This window comes from uncultured Tenacibaculum sp., from assembly GCF_947499065.1.
Taxonomy (GTDB): Bacteria; Bacteroidota; Bacteroidia; order Flavobacteriales; family Flavobacteriaceae; genus Polaribacter.
Genome location: NZ_CANMMT010000007.1, coordinates 120,497 through 136,883 on the forward strand (window position 1 = coordinate 120,497; position 16,387 = coordinate 136,883).

The following is a 16,387-nucleotide window of genomic DNA, read 5'->3' on the forward strand; positions in this document are numbered from 1 at the left end:
GAAGCTGATTATTCATTTTGATTAAAAGTTGTAAATTGCAACTAATTTTGAGAAAATGAAAAAACAAACATATAATTCGTCATCAAGGTTTATTAGTGTAACCGAGCGTCTTTTAGTAAGTAAACTACAAGAAGAGTTTAATAATAATAATATTGAAATTACGGTAGAACAATGGAAGTTGTTGTTCTATTTATGGGGTAATGATGGAGTAAACCAAAGAGATCTTTCAATAAGAGCCAATAAAGAAAAAAGTACTATTGCTAGGCAAATAGTCGATTTAGAAAAGAAAGAATTAATTATTAGAGAAAGTTCTGAGTTTGATAAGAGAAATAAACTCATTTTTATTACTGAAAAAGGAAAAGAACTTGAAAAAGAAACTTTGAAAATTGCGAATACAATCACAGAAAAATCTGAAAAAAATATTAGTGAAGAAGATTTGAATACAGTAAAAAGAGTACTAACACAAATGATACAAAACTTAAATGAATAGCATAAACATAAATAATAACTAATATGAAATCACCCAGAAGATTATTTCTTAAAAAACTCGGTTATACTGCTGCAGCTGGAGTTGTTTTACCATCCTTGGTTATGTGTGAGGAAAAGTCAAAAGCAGCGCAAAAAAAAGAACAGAACCCCAATTATAAGGCATTAAAAAGATATTCAAAAAAGGCAATTCAATTAGTAAATCAAGCTACCTGTATAGATATGCTTGGCGATTATGGCGATTGGATTCACAAGCGAAATGGGTTACCACTAGCAGAATTATGGGAAAAAGTACCTAATTCTTTTACACAAGAAGATTACGAATTCGTTAAAAGTTGTGGAATAAATGTATTTGGGTGGGGAAATATGTTACCTTCTTATGAAGAAATGTTGTTATTTATGGCAACACAAAACGGAATCATAGCTTCTAATCCTAAATACTTTGAACGTATAGATACTATTGAAAAGCTGAAAAACATTGGAATTTCAGACAAAATTGGGATGTTAATTACAAACCAAGATTCTAAGCATTTTAGAACTTTAGATGATATTAATCTTTTTTATGGATTAGGGCAGCGAGTTTCTCAATTAACTTACAATGACAAAAACAGGATAGGTTGTGGAGCTTTTGAAAATTTAGATACTGGAATTACTCCATATGGTAAAGAGGTTGTAAGGCGTATGAATGAAGTTGGAATGGGAGTTGACGTGTCTCATTGCGGTGATATAACTACATTAGGAGGAATTGAAGCTAGCAATAAACCTGTTTTAATTACACATGGAGCTTGCAGAAGCATAGCAAAAGGAGTTGCAAGAGCAAAAACAGACGAAGCTATTAAAGCAATGGCAAAAACGGGCGGAGTTATTGGTATTCCTATTTTACGTTTTATGATTAGTGAAAAAGAACCAGTTTTTATCGATGATTTTTTAAATCATATAGATCATGTCGCACAATTAGTTGGTATAGAATACGTAGGAATAGGAAGCGATCAAGGGTTGTATACTGAAGATTACATTCCTAAGGAACTCAGAAAACAAAGACTAGAAAATGCTCCAAAAAAGTATCAAACACATACCAACGAAGAATATTTACTTACTATAGAAAAGCTTAATCATCCATACAGAACATACGATATTGCTGAAGGTTTATTAAAACGAGGTTATAAGGATGAGCATATACAAATGGTTCTTGGTAATAACTTCCAAAGAGCTTTAACAGAAATTTTTAAAGATTAAATAATTTTATGTAACAAAAACAAAAAGACACCGTCAGATTAATAAAGTTGTATTTTACAACTAATAAATTAATGTAAACTTTTAAAATAATTTTAAAAATGAAGAAAACGATATTATTAATACTAATTGTATTCGGAATTAATCATGCTTTTTTAGGACAAATACCCAAAGAACGAGAAAAGCAAATTATAGCTTTAGTAAAAGAATCAGATAAGTTAATAAAAGAAAAACCAGTAGAGGTTAAGGAAAATATAAATAGGTTTTTAAGTTATGTACCATCACCAGAATTAGTAAAAATTGTATTGAACTTAATGCAGGAAAACTCATCTACTAAAGAGTTAAAAATACTATTAAACGATTTTTCTAAAGGAAAAATAACTATTGAAGAAGCAGTAGAAGAAGTTGAATCTAAAATATATGCTTTAACAAATGTGAATTTAATTGATGGAACTAGTTCAAAACCAAAAGTAAATAGCACTATTGTTTTTAAAGGAACTCAAATAACAGATATCTATAAAGGCAATGCTAAAAAGTTAAACAAAGAAGCTATTGTAATAGATTTAAAAGGAAAATATATAATGCCAGGATTAATTGATTCTCATGTGCATTATGCTACTGATCCTAGTCTAGAAACATATGAAAGTGTTAAAAAAGGGTTTAGAAAAGTTCTAGGATCTGGAATTTTAGGAATTAGAGATATGGGAGGAGATGGTAGAGCTTTAGCATATTATAAAAGACAATTATTAGCGAATCAAATATTAGGACCAGATTTAAACTTTTCTAGTATTCTAGCAGGACCTAATTTTTTCTCAGATTCTCGAGTGATTGCTAGTTCGGTTGGAGTGGAGCTTGGAACTGGGGCTTGGGCACACAAAGTAACTAAAGAAACAGATTTAACATCTTTAATGCAACGTGTAAAAGGAATTGGGTCTACAGCGGTAAAATTGTACTATGATATTGACGGAAACTTAGCAAAAAAAATTGCAGATGCTGCGAAAAAAGCCGGGTTAAAAGTATGGGCGCATTGGGCAATTAGACCATCTGATGCAAAACAAACTTCAGAAGCTGGAGTGCAAGTAGTATCACATGCTCAAATCTTTGGAAGATTACCAGAAGGAGAAACCAATGAGTCCGCACTTAAAAAGTATGGAGAGAAAGAGTTATGGGAAATAATGAAGAAAAAAGGAACAATACTAGAACCTACATTTGCAGTGTATAATGATAGGAAAGAAAAAAGTATTAACGATATGGCAAATTTACTAACAAAAAATGCATTAAAGGCTGGTATTAGGATAGCTGCAGGTAGTGATGTACATGGGAATGATGAATTACCAGGAGGTCATATAGAGTATAGGTTGTTAAAGGAAAGAGCAGGTATGACTATATTTGAAGTGTTAAAATCAGCAACTTTAATAAATTCAGAAGCAACAGGTTTTGAAAATCAATTAGGAAAGATAGCTATAGGAAAACCAGCCTCTTTTTTGGTGTATGAACAAAATCCTTTAAAAGACATAACTTTTTGGGCTAAACCTTTATATGTAGTAAAAAAAGGAACAATATATTCAGGAGCTGAATTAAGAGATGAAAATAGTACTGTTACTCCTCTTTATACTTTAAATAAAAGGTAAAAGACAATAAAAAAGTCAATAAACCCCATGAAAAATTCAGTTGAATACTTGAGTTTTACAGCGAGTAATTTTTGATTATTTCAAAATAAGTTTTTTCTATGCTTAAAGTATACTAAAGTAATTTATTAGGAGTTTATTTGTAGTATCAATCGGAACAAAAGATTGATTTTTTTAGGGGATTAAAGAAAAGTGCCTGCTCTATTATTAGAGCAGGGCTTTTTGTTTTATGGATGAACACTAATTTTAGTCGTATTTTTCGTTTGCTTGATAATAAAAGAACTTTGGATGTTGGAAATAATTTCTAATTGAGAAATTTTCTTCATTACAAAATCTTGATAATGACTCATGTCGTTTAAAATAATTTTTAATAAAAAATCATAAGCACCAGCAATGTAGGATACTTCAACTATCTCATCAATATCAGCAACATAGTTTTCAAATTCTTTAAAAAATACCTCCTGATGCTTAACTAAGGTAACTTGACAATACACAATTAAACTTTTTCCTAAAGTTTCAGGCTTAACAATAGCTACATATTTATCAATAACCTTATTAGACTCCATACGTTTAATACGTTCATGCGTAGGTGTAATTGACAAGTTTACTTTAGCAGCTAGTTGTTTTATGGACTGTTTACTGTCGGTTTGCAGCTCATTAATCAGTTTTAAATCGATATGATCTAGCGTGTGCACGGTATTTTTTCCTGTTTTCATCAGTTAAGTGTTTGTGTGAAAGAATAAAATTCTTTTTAAAGAGTAAAAATAGTATAATTTAGTTATTTTAAAACTTGTTTTTGGTAATTTATTCTTTCATGTAACTTTGGGGGAGAATTTTATACATATAATAGAAATGGAAAGAATAGAAGAGATTTATAATAGAATTAGTGAAAGTTCATCGAGGTTTTTAGGGTATCCTTTAGCAAAAGATTTTGATTATAAAGAATTTGCTCCCTTTTTAAATTTATGTATTAATAATGTGGGAGATCCAGAATCACCATCTACCTTGTCAATAGATACTAAAGATGTGGAGAGAGAAGTTATTTCTTTTTTTGCTGATATATTATCAACCAATACCAAAGAAACTTGGGGCTACATTACAAATGGAGGAACTGAAGGAAATCTTTATGGTTTGTATTTAGCAAGAGAGAGCTTTAATAACCCTATAGTGTATTATAGTGAGTCTACGCATTATAGTGTAAAAAAGAATTTACATTTATTGAATTTAAAAAGTATTGTAGTAAGAAGTCAGTCTAATGGAGAAATGGATTATGAAGATTTAGAAAGTCTTTTAATCCTTAATAGAGACAGACCCGCAGTTTTCTTTTTAAATATAGGAACTACAATGACCGAGGCTGTTGATGATTTGGATAGAGTGAAAAAGTTAATTAAAAAGTATGCAATCAAAGATTACTATATACACTGCGATGCAGCATTTTTAGGTTGTATAGCACCGTTTGTAGACCCAAAACCAAAGTTTGATTTTGCTGAAGGAATTGATAGTGTTTCTATTTCTGGACATAAGTTTATTGGAGGACCAATACCATGTGGAATTGTTTTGGCAAAGAGGAAACACAGAAACCGTATTGTAAATTCAGTATCCTATGTAGGAACCTTAGATACTACAATTACAGGGTCTAGAAATGGATTAACACCATTGTTTTTATGGTCGTTTATAAAGAAACATGGTAAAGAAGGATTGATAAAACGTACAAGGGAATCGCAAAAGTTAGCAGCTTATACTGAAATGAGGTTGAAAGAAATTGGTGTAAATGCTTGGAGAAACAATGATGCTTTAACGGTAGTTTTAGATAAGCCGTCGAAAGGTTTATGTGAAAAATATCAATTAGCATCAGAAGATACTATAGCACATATTATTTGTACCCCAGGAATTGAAAAAAGCCAAATAGATACTTTTATAGAAGATTATGAAAAAGAACTCTTAGTACTTGAAGTGCTAGCCTAATGAGTTTGTTATTTTGTTGATTTTCAGTTTTTTTGAAATTTGACCAAAATTCTTTAAATTTGTAATCAGAAGAATTAATAGCAATATAATTATTGCAAGCTTATTTTCTATCTTAAGGAAGACATTGGGAAGATAAGTTTTATTTCTTACGGAAATCTCCGTATACCTTAATTAGTAATAACTAATTGGTGTACGGAGATTTTTTTTACACCAATTTTTAAAAACATAATATATGAGAAAATTGAAAAAACTATTTATTGGTTTATTAACGGTTTTAGTAATAGGAATTGGACTTCTTTATTTTTTTCCTCAACTAATATTTGGGTCAACTTTTGGACAAAAACTATTACTTAAACTTTCAGATGAGAGTGTAGCAGAATTCTATTTTAAAGAAGGTCAGAAAACAAAGGATACTTTGTATATGAAAGGGATTATTTATGGAAATACCTTAGAAGATATCAAAAATGTACTAGATAAGAATCCACAAGTAACAACAATTGCAATGGAAGATGTAGGTGGATCAATAGATGATGAGGTAAATTTAGTAGCATCTCAAGAAATTAGAAAACGAAAGATAAATACATATTTACCAAAAAATGGAATGGTGGCATCTGGTGGAACAGATATGTTTTTAGCAGGAACTAAAAGAAATGCACATCCAAGTGCCAAATTAGGAGTTCACTCTTGGTCTGATGGAAGTAAAGGGGGAGACAAATTCCCTAAAGAAGATCCTTCTCATAAAAAATATTTAGACTACTACAAGGAAATGGATATACCAACAGACTTTTATTGGTATACACTACAAGCAGCACCTGCTGAGAGTATTCATTGGATGAAACCTGATGAAATTAAAAAGTATAAAGTATTAACGAATGATTTATCTGAACTGTTGAGTTTGCAAAAAACATTATCATCAGAAGAGTTTGCGGGAAGAGGTACAGGAAAAAATCAAAAAGCACAGGAGTTAATAATCAATTACTTCAAAACATTAGGCTTAGAAAAATTTAACGATAGTTATAAGTCTCCATTTGATTTTGTTGATGAAAAAACCAAAAAGAAACGACCAGCAACCAATATAGTAGGATATATAAAAGGAAAAACAAATCCTGATAAATATATTGTCATAGGAGCGCATTACGATCATATGGGAATTGTAGATGGTGTAATATTTAATGGAGCTGATGATAATGCGTCAGGGACCGCAGCTTTATTAGTTCTGGCAAAGTATTTTACTAAAAACAAACCAGAGCATTCAATTATATTTTCAGCTTTTGATGCAGAAGAATTAGGCTTACATGGGTCAAAGTATTTTGTAGAAAATCCACCAGTACCTCTAGCTAATATAAAGTTAGATATCAACTTTGATATGATAAGTCGTAATCCTAATAATGAAATTTATGTAGTAGGAACGTATCCATATCCACAATTTAAACCTGTGGTGGAAAAAATAGCAAAAACGAGTCCGTTAAAAGTTTCTTACGGTCACGATGATCCAAACGATAAAACAAAAGATTACTGGATGTATTCGTCAGATAATGGGCCATTTCATGAAAAAGGAATTCCAAACATAACTTTTAGTGAAGAAGATCACCCAGACTATCATAAACCTACTGACGATTTTAAAAATACAAATCCAGTGTTTTATACCAATGTAGTTGCGTTAATTGAACAGTTTATTGAAAGTGTAGATGCTAATTTTCCTAACTAATTATAGATACTAAGAAAAGTGATTTCTAAAACAGATATAGAGCGTGTTTATGAAAATATTAAAAACGATATTTATAAAACACCTCTAGAGTATTCAGAAAAGTTAAGTGAAATTTCAGGAGTAAATGTATACTTAAAAAAAGAGTATTTACAACTCACTAGTTCCTTCAAAATAAGAGGAGTTTTAAATAAAGTAAAGAGTTTAAGTTCTGAGGAATTTGGTAAAACTTTTGTAGCGGCATCAACAGGGAATCATGCAGCGGCTTTTGGTTTAGCCTCAGAGAAATTTGATTTTAAAGCTAAGCTATTTTTACCTAAAAATGTTGCTTCAGAGAAACTTAAGAGCTTGTCTAAATATAAATTGGACAAAGTATTGTATGGAGATACGAGTGTAGAAACAGAAAATAAAGCAACTCAATATGCAAAGGATATTGAAGGAATTTTAATCCATCCATACAATGATGTTGAAATTATCAAAGGACAAGGAACCATTGCGGTTGAAATAGCAGAAGAATTACCAGAAGTTAGTGCAGTACTAGTGCCAATTGGAGGCGGAGGATTAATATCGGGGATAGCTTCTTATTTTTCAGAAAATGAAAAAGTAAAAGTAATAGGTTGTCAACCTGAAAATGCTTCTGAAATGTATGATTCTATAAAATATAATCATATCGTAGAACCGAGTACATTAAATACCATCGCCGATGCAGCAGCTGGGGGAATAGAAGCAAATGCAATAACCTATGATATTTGTAAAAAGCATTTAGAAGAGGTTAAACTAGTAACAGAAGAAGAGATAAAAAAAGCAGTAGCGTTTTTATATAAACATCATGATATAATTGTAGAACCAACATCAGCTGTACCAGTGGCAGCATTATTAAAAGAAGATATTTCAAAAGAATATAAAAATGTGGTGTTGGTATTAACAGGAAAAAAAATAAATAAACAATTACTAAAAGAAATAAACGAAGCATATGGCGATTGTTATTAATCTTGAAGAAATAAAAAAAATAGTAGCAGATATAGATGTAGTTTCTGCTATGGAAGAAGGGTTTGTACAATATAGTAATGGAAATACAATAGTACCACCAGTAGGAGAGTTATTGTTTGAAGAACCTAAAGGAGATGCACATATCAAATACGGATATATAAAAAATGATGACTATTATGTTATTAAAATAGCCTCTGGTTTTTATGATAATCCGAAGATAGGACTACCATCAAGTCAGGGATTAATGCTGTTATTTGATCAAAAGACAGGAGTTCCTAAAGGAGTTTTGCTAGATGAAGGCTATTTAACCGATATACGAACAGCAGCTGCAGGAGCTTTGGCAGCTAAATATTTTGCACCTAAGAATATAAAATCAGTAGGAATTATAGGAACAGGAATACAGGCAAAATTACAGTTGCAGTATTTACAAAAACATACACCTTGTACTAAGGTTTGGCTTTGGGGACGTAACAAGGAAAATGTAGCGAAATTTGTAGAAGAACTAGGGATTGACTTTGATATAAATATAGCCGAAAATCCATCAGAAGTAGCTAAAAACAGTAATCTAATATTAACTACAACTCCTTCAGAAATAGCTTTATTAAAGGCAGAAGATATTCAACAAGGAACGCATATTACAGCTGTAGGTTCAGATACAGAACATAAACAAGAGTTAGAAAGTGAGTTGTTAAAAAAAGCTTCTATAGTAATTGCAGACAGTATTCCACAAAGTAAAAGTAGAGGAGAAATATATAGAGCAGTTAAAGACGGAGCTATAACTGAAAGTTCAGTGATAGAATTAGGAACAGCTATTCAAGACCCAACATTACAACGTTTAAATGATGAACAGATAACGGTGGTAGATTTAACTGGGGTAGCAGTACAAGATATTATGATTACCAAAGCGGTTTATATAAATTATATAAAAGAATAAAAGATGTTGAAATTTGTTAGTAACAAAGGAGGAGGAGAACCAGTAGATTTTGAAACAGCAATATTAGATGGTTTTGCAGTAGACGGAGGATTGTATGTGCCAGAAGAATTACCTGAGATTACCTTAGATCAATTAAAAGAGTGGAAAGGTTTAGGTTATGTAGATTTAGCATTTGAAATATTATCCTTGTTTATAGATAGGTCAATAGTATCAGAAGAAGAATTAAAAGGCATACTTAAAACAGCTTATGCGCCTTTTGAAAAAGAAGAAATAATTCCTTTGTATCCATTAAAAACTAGAAAGGATACCTTTATAATGGAATTGTTTTATGGACCTACAATTTCATTTAAAGATGTAGGTTTAGCATTCTTAGTAAACTTGGTTAATTTTTTCTTAGAAAGAAGAAAAGAACATCTTTCAGTAATTGTAGCCACTACAGGTGATACAGGTCCAGCTACAGCGTATTTTGCAGCAGGAAAATCAAACATAGACGCTTGGGTATTATATCCAAAAGGATTGATTACAGAAGAGCAAGAGCGTCAAATGACTACTTTACAAGATGCAAATATACATCCAGTAGGAGTGACAAATTGCCCCGATGGAGGAGATGATTTGGATGCAGTTATTAGTAAGTTTTATGCCAATAAGACTTTTAAAGAAAAATTGAATTTATCGAGTGTGAATTCAATTAACTGGGGACGAGTAATGATGCAAACGGTACATTATTTTTATGGCTATTTACAAGTGGTAGATGAAGTAGGAGAAAAAGTAAATATGTCGGTGCCTTCTGGAGGATTTGGAAATTTATGTGCAGGAAGTTTGGCAAGAAAAATGGGACTTCCAATTAAGTACTTAGTTGCAGCAAATAACAAAAATGCTTGTTTAGATCGTATTTTTTCAAAAGGAGAATTTACAAAAGAAGCAATCCATGAAACAGCATCATCGGCAATAGATATTTTAATTCCGTTTAACTTTTGGAGGTACTTATATTTTAGTATTGATAAGGATGCTGAAAAAATAAAAAATTGGATGGATTCTTTTAAAGAAACAGGCAACTTAAAGTTTGATGAAGAAACTTTTGAAACTTATAGAAAAGGGTTTTTATCAAATAGTGCAACCGATGTAGAAACACTTACTTTAATAAATGAAATTTATACAAGTGAAAACTATTTATTAGACCCTCATGGAGCGGTTTCTCTACAAGCAACAGATGTGTTAAAACAACAGTTAGGAAAGGAAAAATTAATTTGCTTAGCTACAGCACATCCTGCTAAGTTCCCAGAAATAATAAAGAAAGCCTTAATAACAAAAGAGCTACCTGCACAAGCAACTCATCAGAGTATAGAAATAGCTAAAAAGCGTTGTGAAAAGGTACATTTATGTGACTACGAGCATTTAGAAGAAGCGTTGATGCATGCAATGGAAACAAATTGGGATTTAACTAAAGGAGCATAATATGGCACAGTATACAGTTTTAAAGGATAAAGATTTACATACCATTTTAAACTATTATGGAATTAATGAAGTAGAATCGTATAATGTGTTAAGTGGTGGTTCAGAGAATACTAATTATTTGGTAAAAACAGCTATCAATAATTATGTGCTAACAATTTGCGAACAAAAATCATTAGAGCAAGCAACAGAACTAGCTAATTTATTAGTGCATCTGAATAAAAATAATTTTTCAACATCTAAAATAATTAAAACAGTAAGTAACAGCTTTGTGCCAGTTTGGAATAATAAACCAATTATACTAAAAGCATATTTGGAAGGAGATATTGTTGAAGATTTATCAGAAGATATTTTAATTTATCTAGGAAAAGAATTGGCAACATTACACCAAGTAGAAGCTCCAGAATATTTATCAGAAACCGTTAGTTATGGAATTGAACGATTTGATGAAGTAAAAGTATATGCACCAGAATCTATCTTTTATAAATGGTTAAAAGAAATTCAAGAGTATATAGAAAGTTATATCAATACCGATTTGCCAAAAGCACTGATTCATAGTGATATCTTTTTTAATAACATTATTGTAAGCAAGGATGGAAAAAAAGCTACTATTATGGATTTCGAAGAAGCTAGTTATTACTATAGAGTGTTTGATATTGGTATGATGATTATTGGTACCTGTGCAGAAGGTGAAGAATTGAACTCCAAAAAAATGAAGAGTTTATTAAAAGGATATGAAAGTAAAATAAAACTGTTAGACCAAGAGAAAAAAGCATTGAAAGCATTTACAGTTTATGGAGCAGCAGCAACAGCTTTTTGGAGACATCAGAATTTTAATTATGTGAATATAATTCCCGAAAAGAAAAACCATTATATAGCGATGAGAAATTTGGCAGATTTTACTCGAAGTTTGCCAGATAGCTATTTTGTATCATAAAAATAAGGCTTGGATTATCTAAAACTCCAAGCCTTATAATTACTATTTGCTTCTAATTTTGTTTCTATATCATCAGGTAATTCAGGGAAAAAATCAATATTAGTTTTTCGCTCAATTTCATCAATAGAAACAACAAAATTATATAAAGGTAATTTACTTTCTTGATGAGGTAATAAAAAAGCAATGGCTTTAATTTCTGGTTGAGTGTAGTCTAAAATTATTTTATAAAATTCATTAGGAACACTCACTTTGTCTTTACCTATGGTTTTTAAATTAGGTTTTAAAATACCACCAGTAACCACATATAAATGCTCATACTTCTTAGCCCAATAACGAGTTTTTTGTTCTAATTTATTCCAAATTCCAGCATTAAAATCGTGTTTTTGAGGACTTACATTAGAAGTATAAAAAGTTTCGTCATGTGCTTCTTTAGAATAGCGCTTATCTGCAGCTGGACAAAGATGGCCTTTGTCATATCCAGAGTTTTTATAATTTCTCCAACTAGCGGATTTTGTTCTTACTTTAGGGTCATCAATAAAAAATGGACGCTTAAAGTTATTATAAACAATATCTTTTTTGTCTAAAGAATAAGCAACCCATTCTGCTTGCTCATGTTGCTCGTTGTATGATAATTGATAACCATTATGCTTAATAATGGCTCCCGTTGTTGAAGTTGGTAGAAAATTAAAACTTGTGTTACTCGATTTTGTAGTCTCTTCTGTTGAGGTATGAGTAGGAGTTTCTTTTTGTTTTAACCAATAAGCAATGATGAAAACAGCTATAGAAACAATAAGTTTTATTTTTCTTGATGTACTCATTTAACTTTTTAATACAATTTCTTTAAAATCTTCAGTTTTTTCAACTTCATTAAAAATAGTTTGAAACTTAACTGGTGGTTCAGTTAATTTTCTTTTTACTAAGTCTAACCAAGCACCATAAACAGTAATAATAGCAGAAAGCTTACCTTCTTCATTAAAAACTTCATGTTGAATTTTCCAACGCTCACCTTTACTAGATAAACCGATAACTTTTAAGTTAACAGTAATATCAGTGCCCATATGTATTTCACGTAAAAACTTGGTGTTCTCTTCAAATAAAATAGGGCCAGTATTTTCCTTAGAAAAATCTTGAATGGTAATATTATGCTCTTTAAAAAAACGCAATCTTACTTCTGCAGCATAATCATTATATGCGGTATGACGCATGTGTATGTTGGCATCAAAATCTGCCCATCGTGTTTTAAATTGTACACTAAAACTCATTTGTAATTTTTTTTGAAAAACGAAAGTACAAAATTAAAGTATCAGCTGTTAAGATTTAACATCTAAAGCATCGCGGAGTGTATTACCAATAAGCATAAAAGCCATTACCAAACTCATAATTGCTAATCCGGGAATTATAGCTAGAAAAGGCTTACCAAGAATAATGTAGTTATAATGATTTTTAATCATAGCACCCCAAGAAGGAGTTGGAGGTTGCGCACCGATACCTAAAAAACTTAAACCGCTTTCAATTAAAATGGCAGCAGCAAAATTAGCTGCAGATATAACAATAATAGGAGCTAAAATATTAGGTAAAATATGTTTAAAAATAATTCTAAAGTCAGAAAAACCTAAAGCCTTAGCTGCTTCAACATATTGTTGTTGTTTAGTGGTAATTACTTGTCCACGAACCACACGAGCTACTTCCACCCACATAGTTAAACCTACTGCGATAAATACTTGCCAAAAACCTTTTCCTAAGGCTAATGTGATTGCAATTACCAATAAAAGAGTAGGAATAGACCAAGTAATATTGATAACCCACATAATAAAATCATCTATTTTTCCACCAAAATATCCAGCAATAGCACCAATTGGAATTCCAATTAAAAGAGAAATAAAAACAGCTATAAAACCAATGAAGAAAGAAATTCTAGCACCTATTAATAATCTGCTTAACAAATCACGACCATATTTATCGGTACCAAACCAAAATGTTTTTTGTTCAATATATTCTTCAGGAGTATTATTGAATAAAGAAAGAGGATATGTTTTCGTTAAGTTATCAGAATATTTTACAACTTCTAGAAGGTTGTTTTGTACAGAGTAAGATTTGATAGGGACTTCAGTGTTTGAGTTTTGTTTCCCGTTCATAAAGATGGAAAACCAAGATTGACCGTTTTCCTTTTCAGAAGGAATACTTAGCATTTGAAGAGAAAACCCAGGAGGTTTTGAATGAATTTCTAAATGCATCTGATTGGCAGAATTACTATTGTCTGGTGCTAAAACATAGCAAAAAACCGCAGTAAAACCGCAAAGAATAATAAACCAAAAACTAAACATTCCTGTTTTACTTTGCTTAAATTTTTGGATAGCAATTTGCCAAAGAGAATTAGAATTCTTCATGAGCCGAAATTAGATATTGGTAATTTCTTCACCAACTTTTAAGTTGAATTTTTTTCGAAAAGCATAAACTAAGATATAAAGTACCGGAGTATCTATAGCAGCAATCATAATTTTAAAAATAACACCACTAATTAAAAGACCTCCAAATTTATCCCAAGCAATTATTTCAAAAGAGCATAATAGTAAAAGTACAGTAAGAGTATCTATAAACTGAGATGCAAACGTAGAAAAGTTATTACGCAGCCATAAATGTCTCCCTTTGGTAAAGTTTTTCCAAAAATGATAAATTCTAATATCAATAAATTGGGCAAATAAGTAGGCAAGCATTGAAGCTAAAACAGCTAAAGGAGTTGCTCCAAAAACTAAATCAAATGTACTGTTGTTTACTGGAGACCATTCCGTTGCAGGAGCATATTTACCTAAATATATAATTACTAATGAAAATAAAGAGGCAAAAATACCAGCAATTACTACTTGGTTAGCTTTTTTTCTACCATAGATTTCAGATAATACATCGGTAATTAAAAAAGTAATAGGATATGGAAGTAGTCCAACAGATATTTCAAAAAGTTTTGCACCAAAAATTTCCATATCAAATGGATACCAATAAAAAAATTTTTGAAAAATAAGGTTAGAGGTTACTAATGAAGCAATAAATAAAGCGGCTAAAATAAGATATATTAGCTGAGCTTGGTTTTTCTGTTGTGCAGTCATAGAACGAAGTTACTAATTAATAATGATTTTAAAAATGTGTATGTTTGCAGCATAAAACAAACAACAATCTAATTAGGTGAAATTGATATAGTAATTACACCATTCAATTAACAAAAACAGAAAATAAAAGATGAAAGCATATATTTTTCCAGGACAAGGAGCACAGTTTACTGGGATGGGATTAGATTTATATGAAAAATCTCCACTAGCTCAAGAGCTATTTGAAAAAGCAAATGAAATACTAGGATTTAGTATTACAGATATAATGTTTGAAGGAACTGCAGAAGAGTTAAAGCAAACTAAAGTAACACAACCAGCTATATTTTTACATTCAGTAATTTTAGCAAAAGTATTAGGTGACGATTTTAAACCTGAAATGGTAGCAGGACACTCTTTAGGAGAATTATCTGCTTTAGTGGCTAACGGAGTGTTGTCATTTGAAGATGGATTAACATTAGTTTCTAAAAGGGCTATGGCAATGCAAAAAGCGTGTGAAATAAAACCATCAACTATGGCTGCAGTTTTAGGGTTAGAAGACAAAGTAGTAGAGGATGCTTGTGCTGAAATTGACGGAGTAGTTGTTGCTGCAAATTACAATTGTCCAGGTCAGTTAGTAATTTCTGGTGAGGTAGAAGCAATAGAAAAAGCATGTGAGGTTTTAACAGAAAAAGGAGCAAGAAGAGCATTAGTATTACCAGTAGGAGGAGCATTCCATTCACCAATGATGGAACCTGCACGTGAGGAATTAGCAGCTGCAATTCAAGAAACTACTTTTAATGAGCCAACTTGCCCTGTATATCAAAATGTACCAGCAAAAGCAGTTACTAATCCAGAAGAGATTAAAGAAAATTTAATAGCACAATTAACAGCACCAGTAAAATGGACTCAATGTATACAAGCTATGATTGCTGATGGAGGTACTGAATTTGTTGAGGTTGGTCCAGGTAAAGTTTTACAAGGATTAATGAGAAAAATAGATAGAAGTGTTTCAGCTAGTGGAGCTAGTTTTGAAGCTTAAAATAATTTAAAAAGCCGCTTATAAAGCGGCTTTTTTTATGCATCATTTTTTATTGGGAATAAGAGTGTCAATTTCTAAATAAGGCTCATTAAAATTACTCAAGGCAAAGGCAGCAGCTGAAATACCAAAAACAGAATAATCTAAAGGAGGTTTTATGCCTAAAGAAAAAGTCATACTTAAACCAAAAATTAAAAGTAACACTCCACTGAGTTTAGCTGTTAATTGAGTTTTATAACCTAATAATAAGCAAATAGCTAAAGCAATTTCTAAAATTGTAGCTATAATAGCTAGGCTAGGAATTATAATTTTTGGAAACCAAGGATTTATTAAATGAGTAAAATCAACAAAAGAGTTCCAATTTCCCCAAGTAGAAATTTCTTTAGAGTAAAGTCCAAAGCGGTCAGCAACAGCCGATAAAAAACCAAATGCTATGGATAGCCGTAAAAATAACTTCAGATATTTATTTTTCATTTTGACTTACTTTGTAATTCCCTGGAGTAAATTTAAACGACTTCATTAAGCGAGTCCAGCTGTTAATTTGAGCAATTGCCAATGTTAAGTAAGCTATTTCTTCTTTCGTAAAATATTTAGTTAAGTTTTGAAAGAGTTCTTCAGGTATAGGGTCGTAGCTTGTGTGTGTTATAGCATCTGTAAAAGCGAGTATTGATTGCTCTTTTTCAGAAAAATAAGGTGTACTGTTCCAAATACTAACGGCATGCAATCTAACATCAGTTTCTCTAATATGTTTTAATTCTTTAGAGTGCATGTCTACACAATAAGAACAACCGTTTAAAATAGCTGCTCTGTAGCGGATTAATTCTAAAAGTTGTAAATCGATAGGAGCATTGTTTATATAGTTTTCAACAGACATTAATACGTCAAACATTCCTTTAGGTACTTCGTTGTAAGAGATTCGTTCCATAATTTTATTTTTAAGT

At 31.1% G+C, this 16,387-nt stretch carries 17 protein-coding genes; 10 read left to right on the forward strand and 7 right to left on the reverse strand.

The genetic code is table 11. The features are described 5' to 3' along the window. Positions 1–55 precede the first annotated feature (55 nt). The 3 genes from Q0958_RS14400 (at position 56) to Q0958_RS14410 (ending at position 3,350) form a co-directional block, all read left to right on the forward strand. Complete coding sequence (locus Q0958_RS14400; RefSeq protein ID WP_299124275.1) at positions 56–490, forward strand: MarR family transcriptional regulator; 435 nt, start codon at positions 56–58, stop codon at positions 488–490. 23 nt (positions 491–513) lie between these two features. After that, on the forward strand, positions 514–1,722 hold the full coding sequence (locus Q0958_RS14405; RefSeq protein ID WP_299124277.1) for a membrane dipeptidase: 1,209 nt from the start codon (positions 514–516) through the stop codon (positions 1,720–1,722). 98 nt (positions 1,723–1,820) lie between these two features. Then, on the forward strand, positions 1,821–3,350 hold the full coding sequence (locus tag Q0958_RS14410; RefSeq protein WP_299124278.1) for an amidohydrolase family protein: 1,530 nt from the start codon (positions 1,821–1,823) through the stop codon (positions 3,348–3,350). Positions 3,351–3,574: 224 nt separating this feature from the next. On the opposite strand, the gene Q0958_RS14415 is transcribed toward Q0958_RS14410, so the two are convergent. Next, the gene (locus Q0958_RS14415) at positions 3,575–4,042 is read right to left on the reverse strand and encodes an Lrp/AsnC family transcriptional regulator (RefSeq protein ID WP_150901128.1); all 468 of its coding nucleotides are present in this window, start codon (positions 4,040–4,042) and stop codon (positions 3,575–3,577) included. A 157-nt stretch (positions 4,043–4,199) separates the two neighbouring features. On the opposite strand from Q0958_RS14415, the gene Q0958_RS14420 reads away from it, so the two are divergent. The 6 genes from Q0958_RS14420 (at position 4,200) to Q0958_RS14445 (ending at position 11,330) form a co-directional block, all read left to right on the forward strand. Then, positions 4,200–5,312 (forward strand): histidine decarboxylase, encoded by a 1,113-nt coding sequence (locus tag Q0958_RS14420; protein ID WP_299124280.1) that lies wholly within the window; start codon positions 4,200–4,202, stop codon positions 5,310–5,312. A 232-nt stretch (positions 5,313–5,544) separates the two neighbouring features. Continuing rightward, positions 5,545–7,020, forward strand: coding sequence for a M28 family peptidase (locus Q0958_RS14425; RefSeq protein ID WP_299124281.1), 1,476 nt, complete (start codon positions 5,545–5,547; stop codon positions 7,018–7,020). 18 nt (positions 7,021–7,038) lie between these two features. Next, positions 7,039–8,007, forward strand: a complete 969-nt coding sequence (locus tag Q0958_RS14430; protein ID WP_299124283.1) for a pyridoxal-phosphate dependent enzyme — start codon at positions 7,039–7,041, stop codon at positions 8,005–8,007. After that, entirely contained in the window at positions 7,991–8,941 is a 951-nt protein-coding gene (locus Q0958_RS14435) for a hypothetical protein (protein WP_299124284.1), read from the forward strand. The genes Q0958_RS14430 and Q0958_RS14435 overlap by 17 nt, the downstream gene beginning before the upstream one ends. A gap of 3 nt (positions 8,942–8,944) precedes the next feature. Further along, positions 8,945–10,396 (forward strand): threonine synthase, encoded by a 1,452-nt coding sequence (gene thrC / locus Q0958_RS14440; RefSeq protein WP_299124286.1) that lies wholly within the window; start codon positions 8,945–8,947, stop codon positions 10,394–10,396. 1 nt (position 10,397) lies between these two features. Further along, positions 10,398–11,330, forward strand: coding sequence for a phosphotransferase (locus Q0958_RS14445; protein ID WP_299124288.1), 933 nt, complete (start codon positions 10,398–10,400; stop codon positions 11,328–11,330). 14 nt (positions 11,331–11,344) lie between these two features. Here the strand turns inward: Q0958_RS14445 and Q0958_RS14450 are convergent, their stop codons facing one another. The 4 genes from Q0958_RS14450 to Q0958_RS14465 are packed head-to-tail and all read right to left on the reverse strand — an operon-like array spanning position 11,345 to position 14,431. Continuing rightward, complete coding sequence (locus tag Q0958_RS14450) at positions 11,345–12,148, reverse strand: DNA/RNA non-specific endonuclease (RefSeq protein ID WP_150901036.1); 804 nt, start codon at positions 12,146–12,148, stop codon at positions 11,345–11,347. Beyond that, positions 12,149–12,592 carry an acyl-CoA thioesterase gene (locus Q0958_RS14455; protein WP_150901035.1) on the reverse strand — a complete coding sequence of 148 codons (444 nt, stop codon included), beginning with the start codon at positions 12,590–12,592 and terminating at the stop codon, positions 12,149–12,151. Positions 12,593–12,640: 48 nt separating this feature from the next. Then, positions 12,641–13,717: an ABC transporter permease gene (locus Q0958_RS14460; RefSeq protein ID WP_299124291.1), complete on the reverse strand. Its 1,077-nt coding sequence runs from the start codon at positions 13,715–13,717 to the stop codon at positions 12,641–12,643. Positions 13,718–13,726: 9 nt separating this feature from the next. After that, on the reverse strand, positions 13,727–14,431 hold the full coding sequence (locus Q0958_RS14465; RefSeq protein WP_299124292.1) for a queuosine precursor transporter: 705 nt from the start codon (positions 14,429–14,431) through the stop codon (positions 13,727–13,729). Between the two features lie 130 nt (positions 14,432–14,561). Here Q0958_RS14465 and fabD point away from each other — a divergent pair, with 130 nt between their 5' ends. Beyond that, the gene (fabD, locus tag Q0958_RS14470; protein WP_299124293.1) at positions 14,562–15,449 is read left to right on the forward strand and encodes an ACP S-malonyltransferase; all 888 of its coding nucleotides are present in this window, start codon (positions 14,562–14,564) and stop codon (positions 15,447–15,449) included. A gap of 42 nt (positions 15,450–15,491) precedes the next feature. Here the strand turns inward: fabD and Q0958_RS14475 are convergent, their stop codons facing one another. After that, positions 15,492–15,920, reverse strand: coding sequence for a DoxX family protein (locus Q0958_RS14475; protein ID WP_299124295.1), 429 nt, complete (start codon positions 15,918–15,920; stop codon positions 15,492–15,494). Next, positions 15,910–16,371: a carboxymuconolactone decarboxylase family protein gene (locus Q0958_RS14480; RefSeq protein WP_299124297.1), complete on the reverse strand. Its 462-nt coding sequence runs from the start codon at positions 16,369–16,371 to the stop codon at positions 15,910–15,912. Before Q0958_RS14480 ends, Q0958_RS14475 begins: the two co-directional genes overlap by 11 nt. Positions 16,372–16,387 lie beyond the last annotated feature (16 nt).

Bases quoted from the DNA above. Each gene is read 5' to 3' on its own strand.
- Q0958_RS14435 (WP_299124284.1), top strand. From the start codon at position 7,991: ATGGCGATTGTTATTAATCTTGAAGAAATAAAAAAAATAGTAGCAGAT.
- Q0958_RS14465 (WP_299124292.1), bottom strand. From the start codon at position 14,431: ATGACTGCACAACAGAAAAACCAAGCTCAGCTAATATATCTTATTTTA.
- Q0958_RS14420 (WP_299124280.1), top strand. From the start codon at position 4,200: ATGGAAAGAATAGAAGAGATTTATAATAGAATTAGTGAAAGTTCATCG.
- Q0958_RS14445 (WP_299124288.1), top strand. From the start codon at position 10,398: ATGGCACAGTATACAGTTTTAAAGGATAAAGATTTACATACCATTTTA.
- Q0958_RS14425 (WP_299124281.1), top strand. From the start codon at position 5,545: ATGAGAAAATTGAAAAAACTATTTATTGGTTTATTAACGGTTTTAGTA.
- Q0958_RS14480 (WP_299124297.1), bottom strand. From the start codon at position 16,371: ATGGAACGAATCTCTTACAACGAAGTACCTAAAGGAATGTTTGACGTA.
- Q0958_RS14475 (WP_299124295.1), bottom strand. From the start codon at position 15,920: ATGAAAAATAAATATCTGAAGTTATTTTTACGGCTATCCATAGCATTT.
- Q0958_RS14410 (WP_299124278.1), top strand. From the start codon at position 1,821: ATGAAGAAAACGATATTATTAATACTAATTGTATTCGGAATTAATCAT.
- Q0958_RS14405 (WP_299124277.1), top strand. From the start codon at position 514: ATGAAATCACCCAGAAGATTATTTCTTAAAAAACTCGGTTATACTGCT.
- fabD (WP_299124293.1), top strand. From the start codon at position 14,562: ATGAAAGCATATATTTTTCCAGGACAAGGAGCACAGTTTACTGGGATG.
- Q0958_RS14450 (WP_150901036.1), bottom strand. From the start codon at position 12,148: ATGAGTACATCAAGAAAAATAAAACTTATTGTTTCTATAGCTGTTTTC.
- Q0958_RS14400 (WP_299124275.1), top strand. From the start codon at position 56: ATGAAAAAACAAACATATAATTCGTCATCAAGGTTTATTAGTGTAACC.
- Q0958_RS14455 (WP_150901035.1), bottom strand. From the start codon at position 12,592: ATGAGTTTTAGTGTACAATTTAAAACACGATGGGCAGATTTTGATGCC.
- thrC (WP_299124286.1), top strand. From the start codon at position 8,945: ATGTTGAAATTTGTTAGTAACAAAGGAGGAGGAGAACCAGTAGATTTT.
- Q0958_RS14460 (WP_299124291.1), bottom strand. From the start codon at position 13,717: ATGAAGAATTCTAATTCTCTTTGGCAAATTGCTATCCAAAAATTTAAG.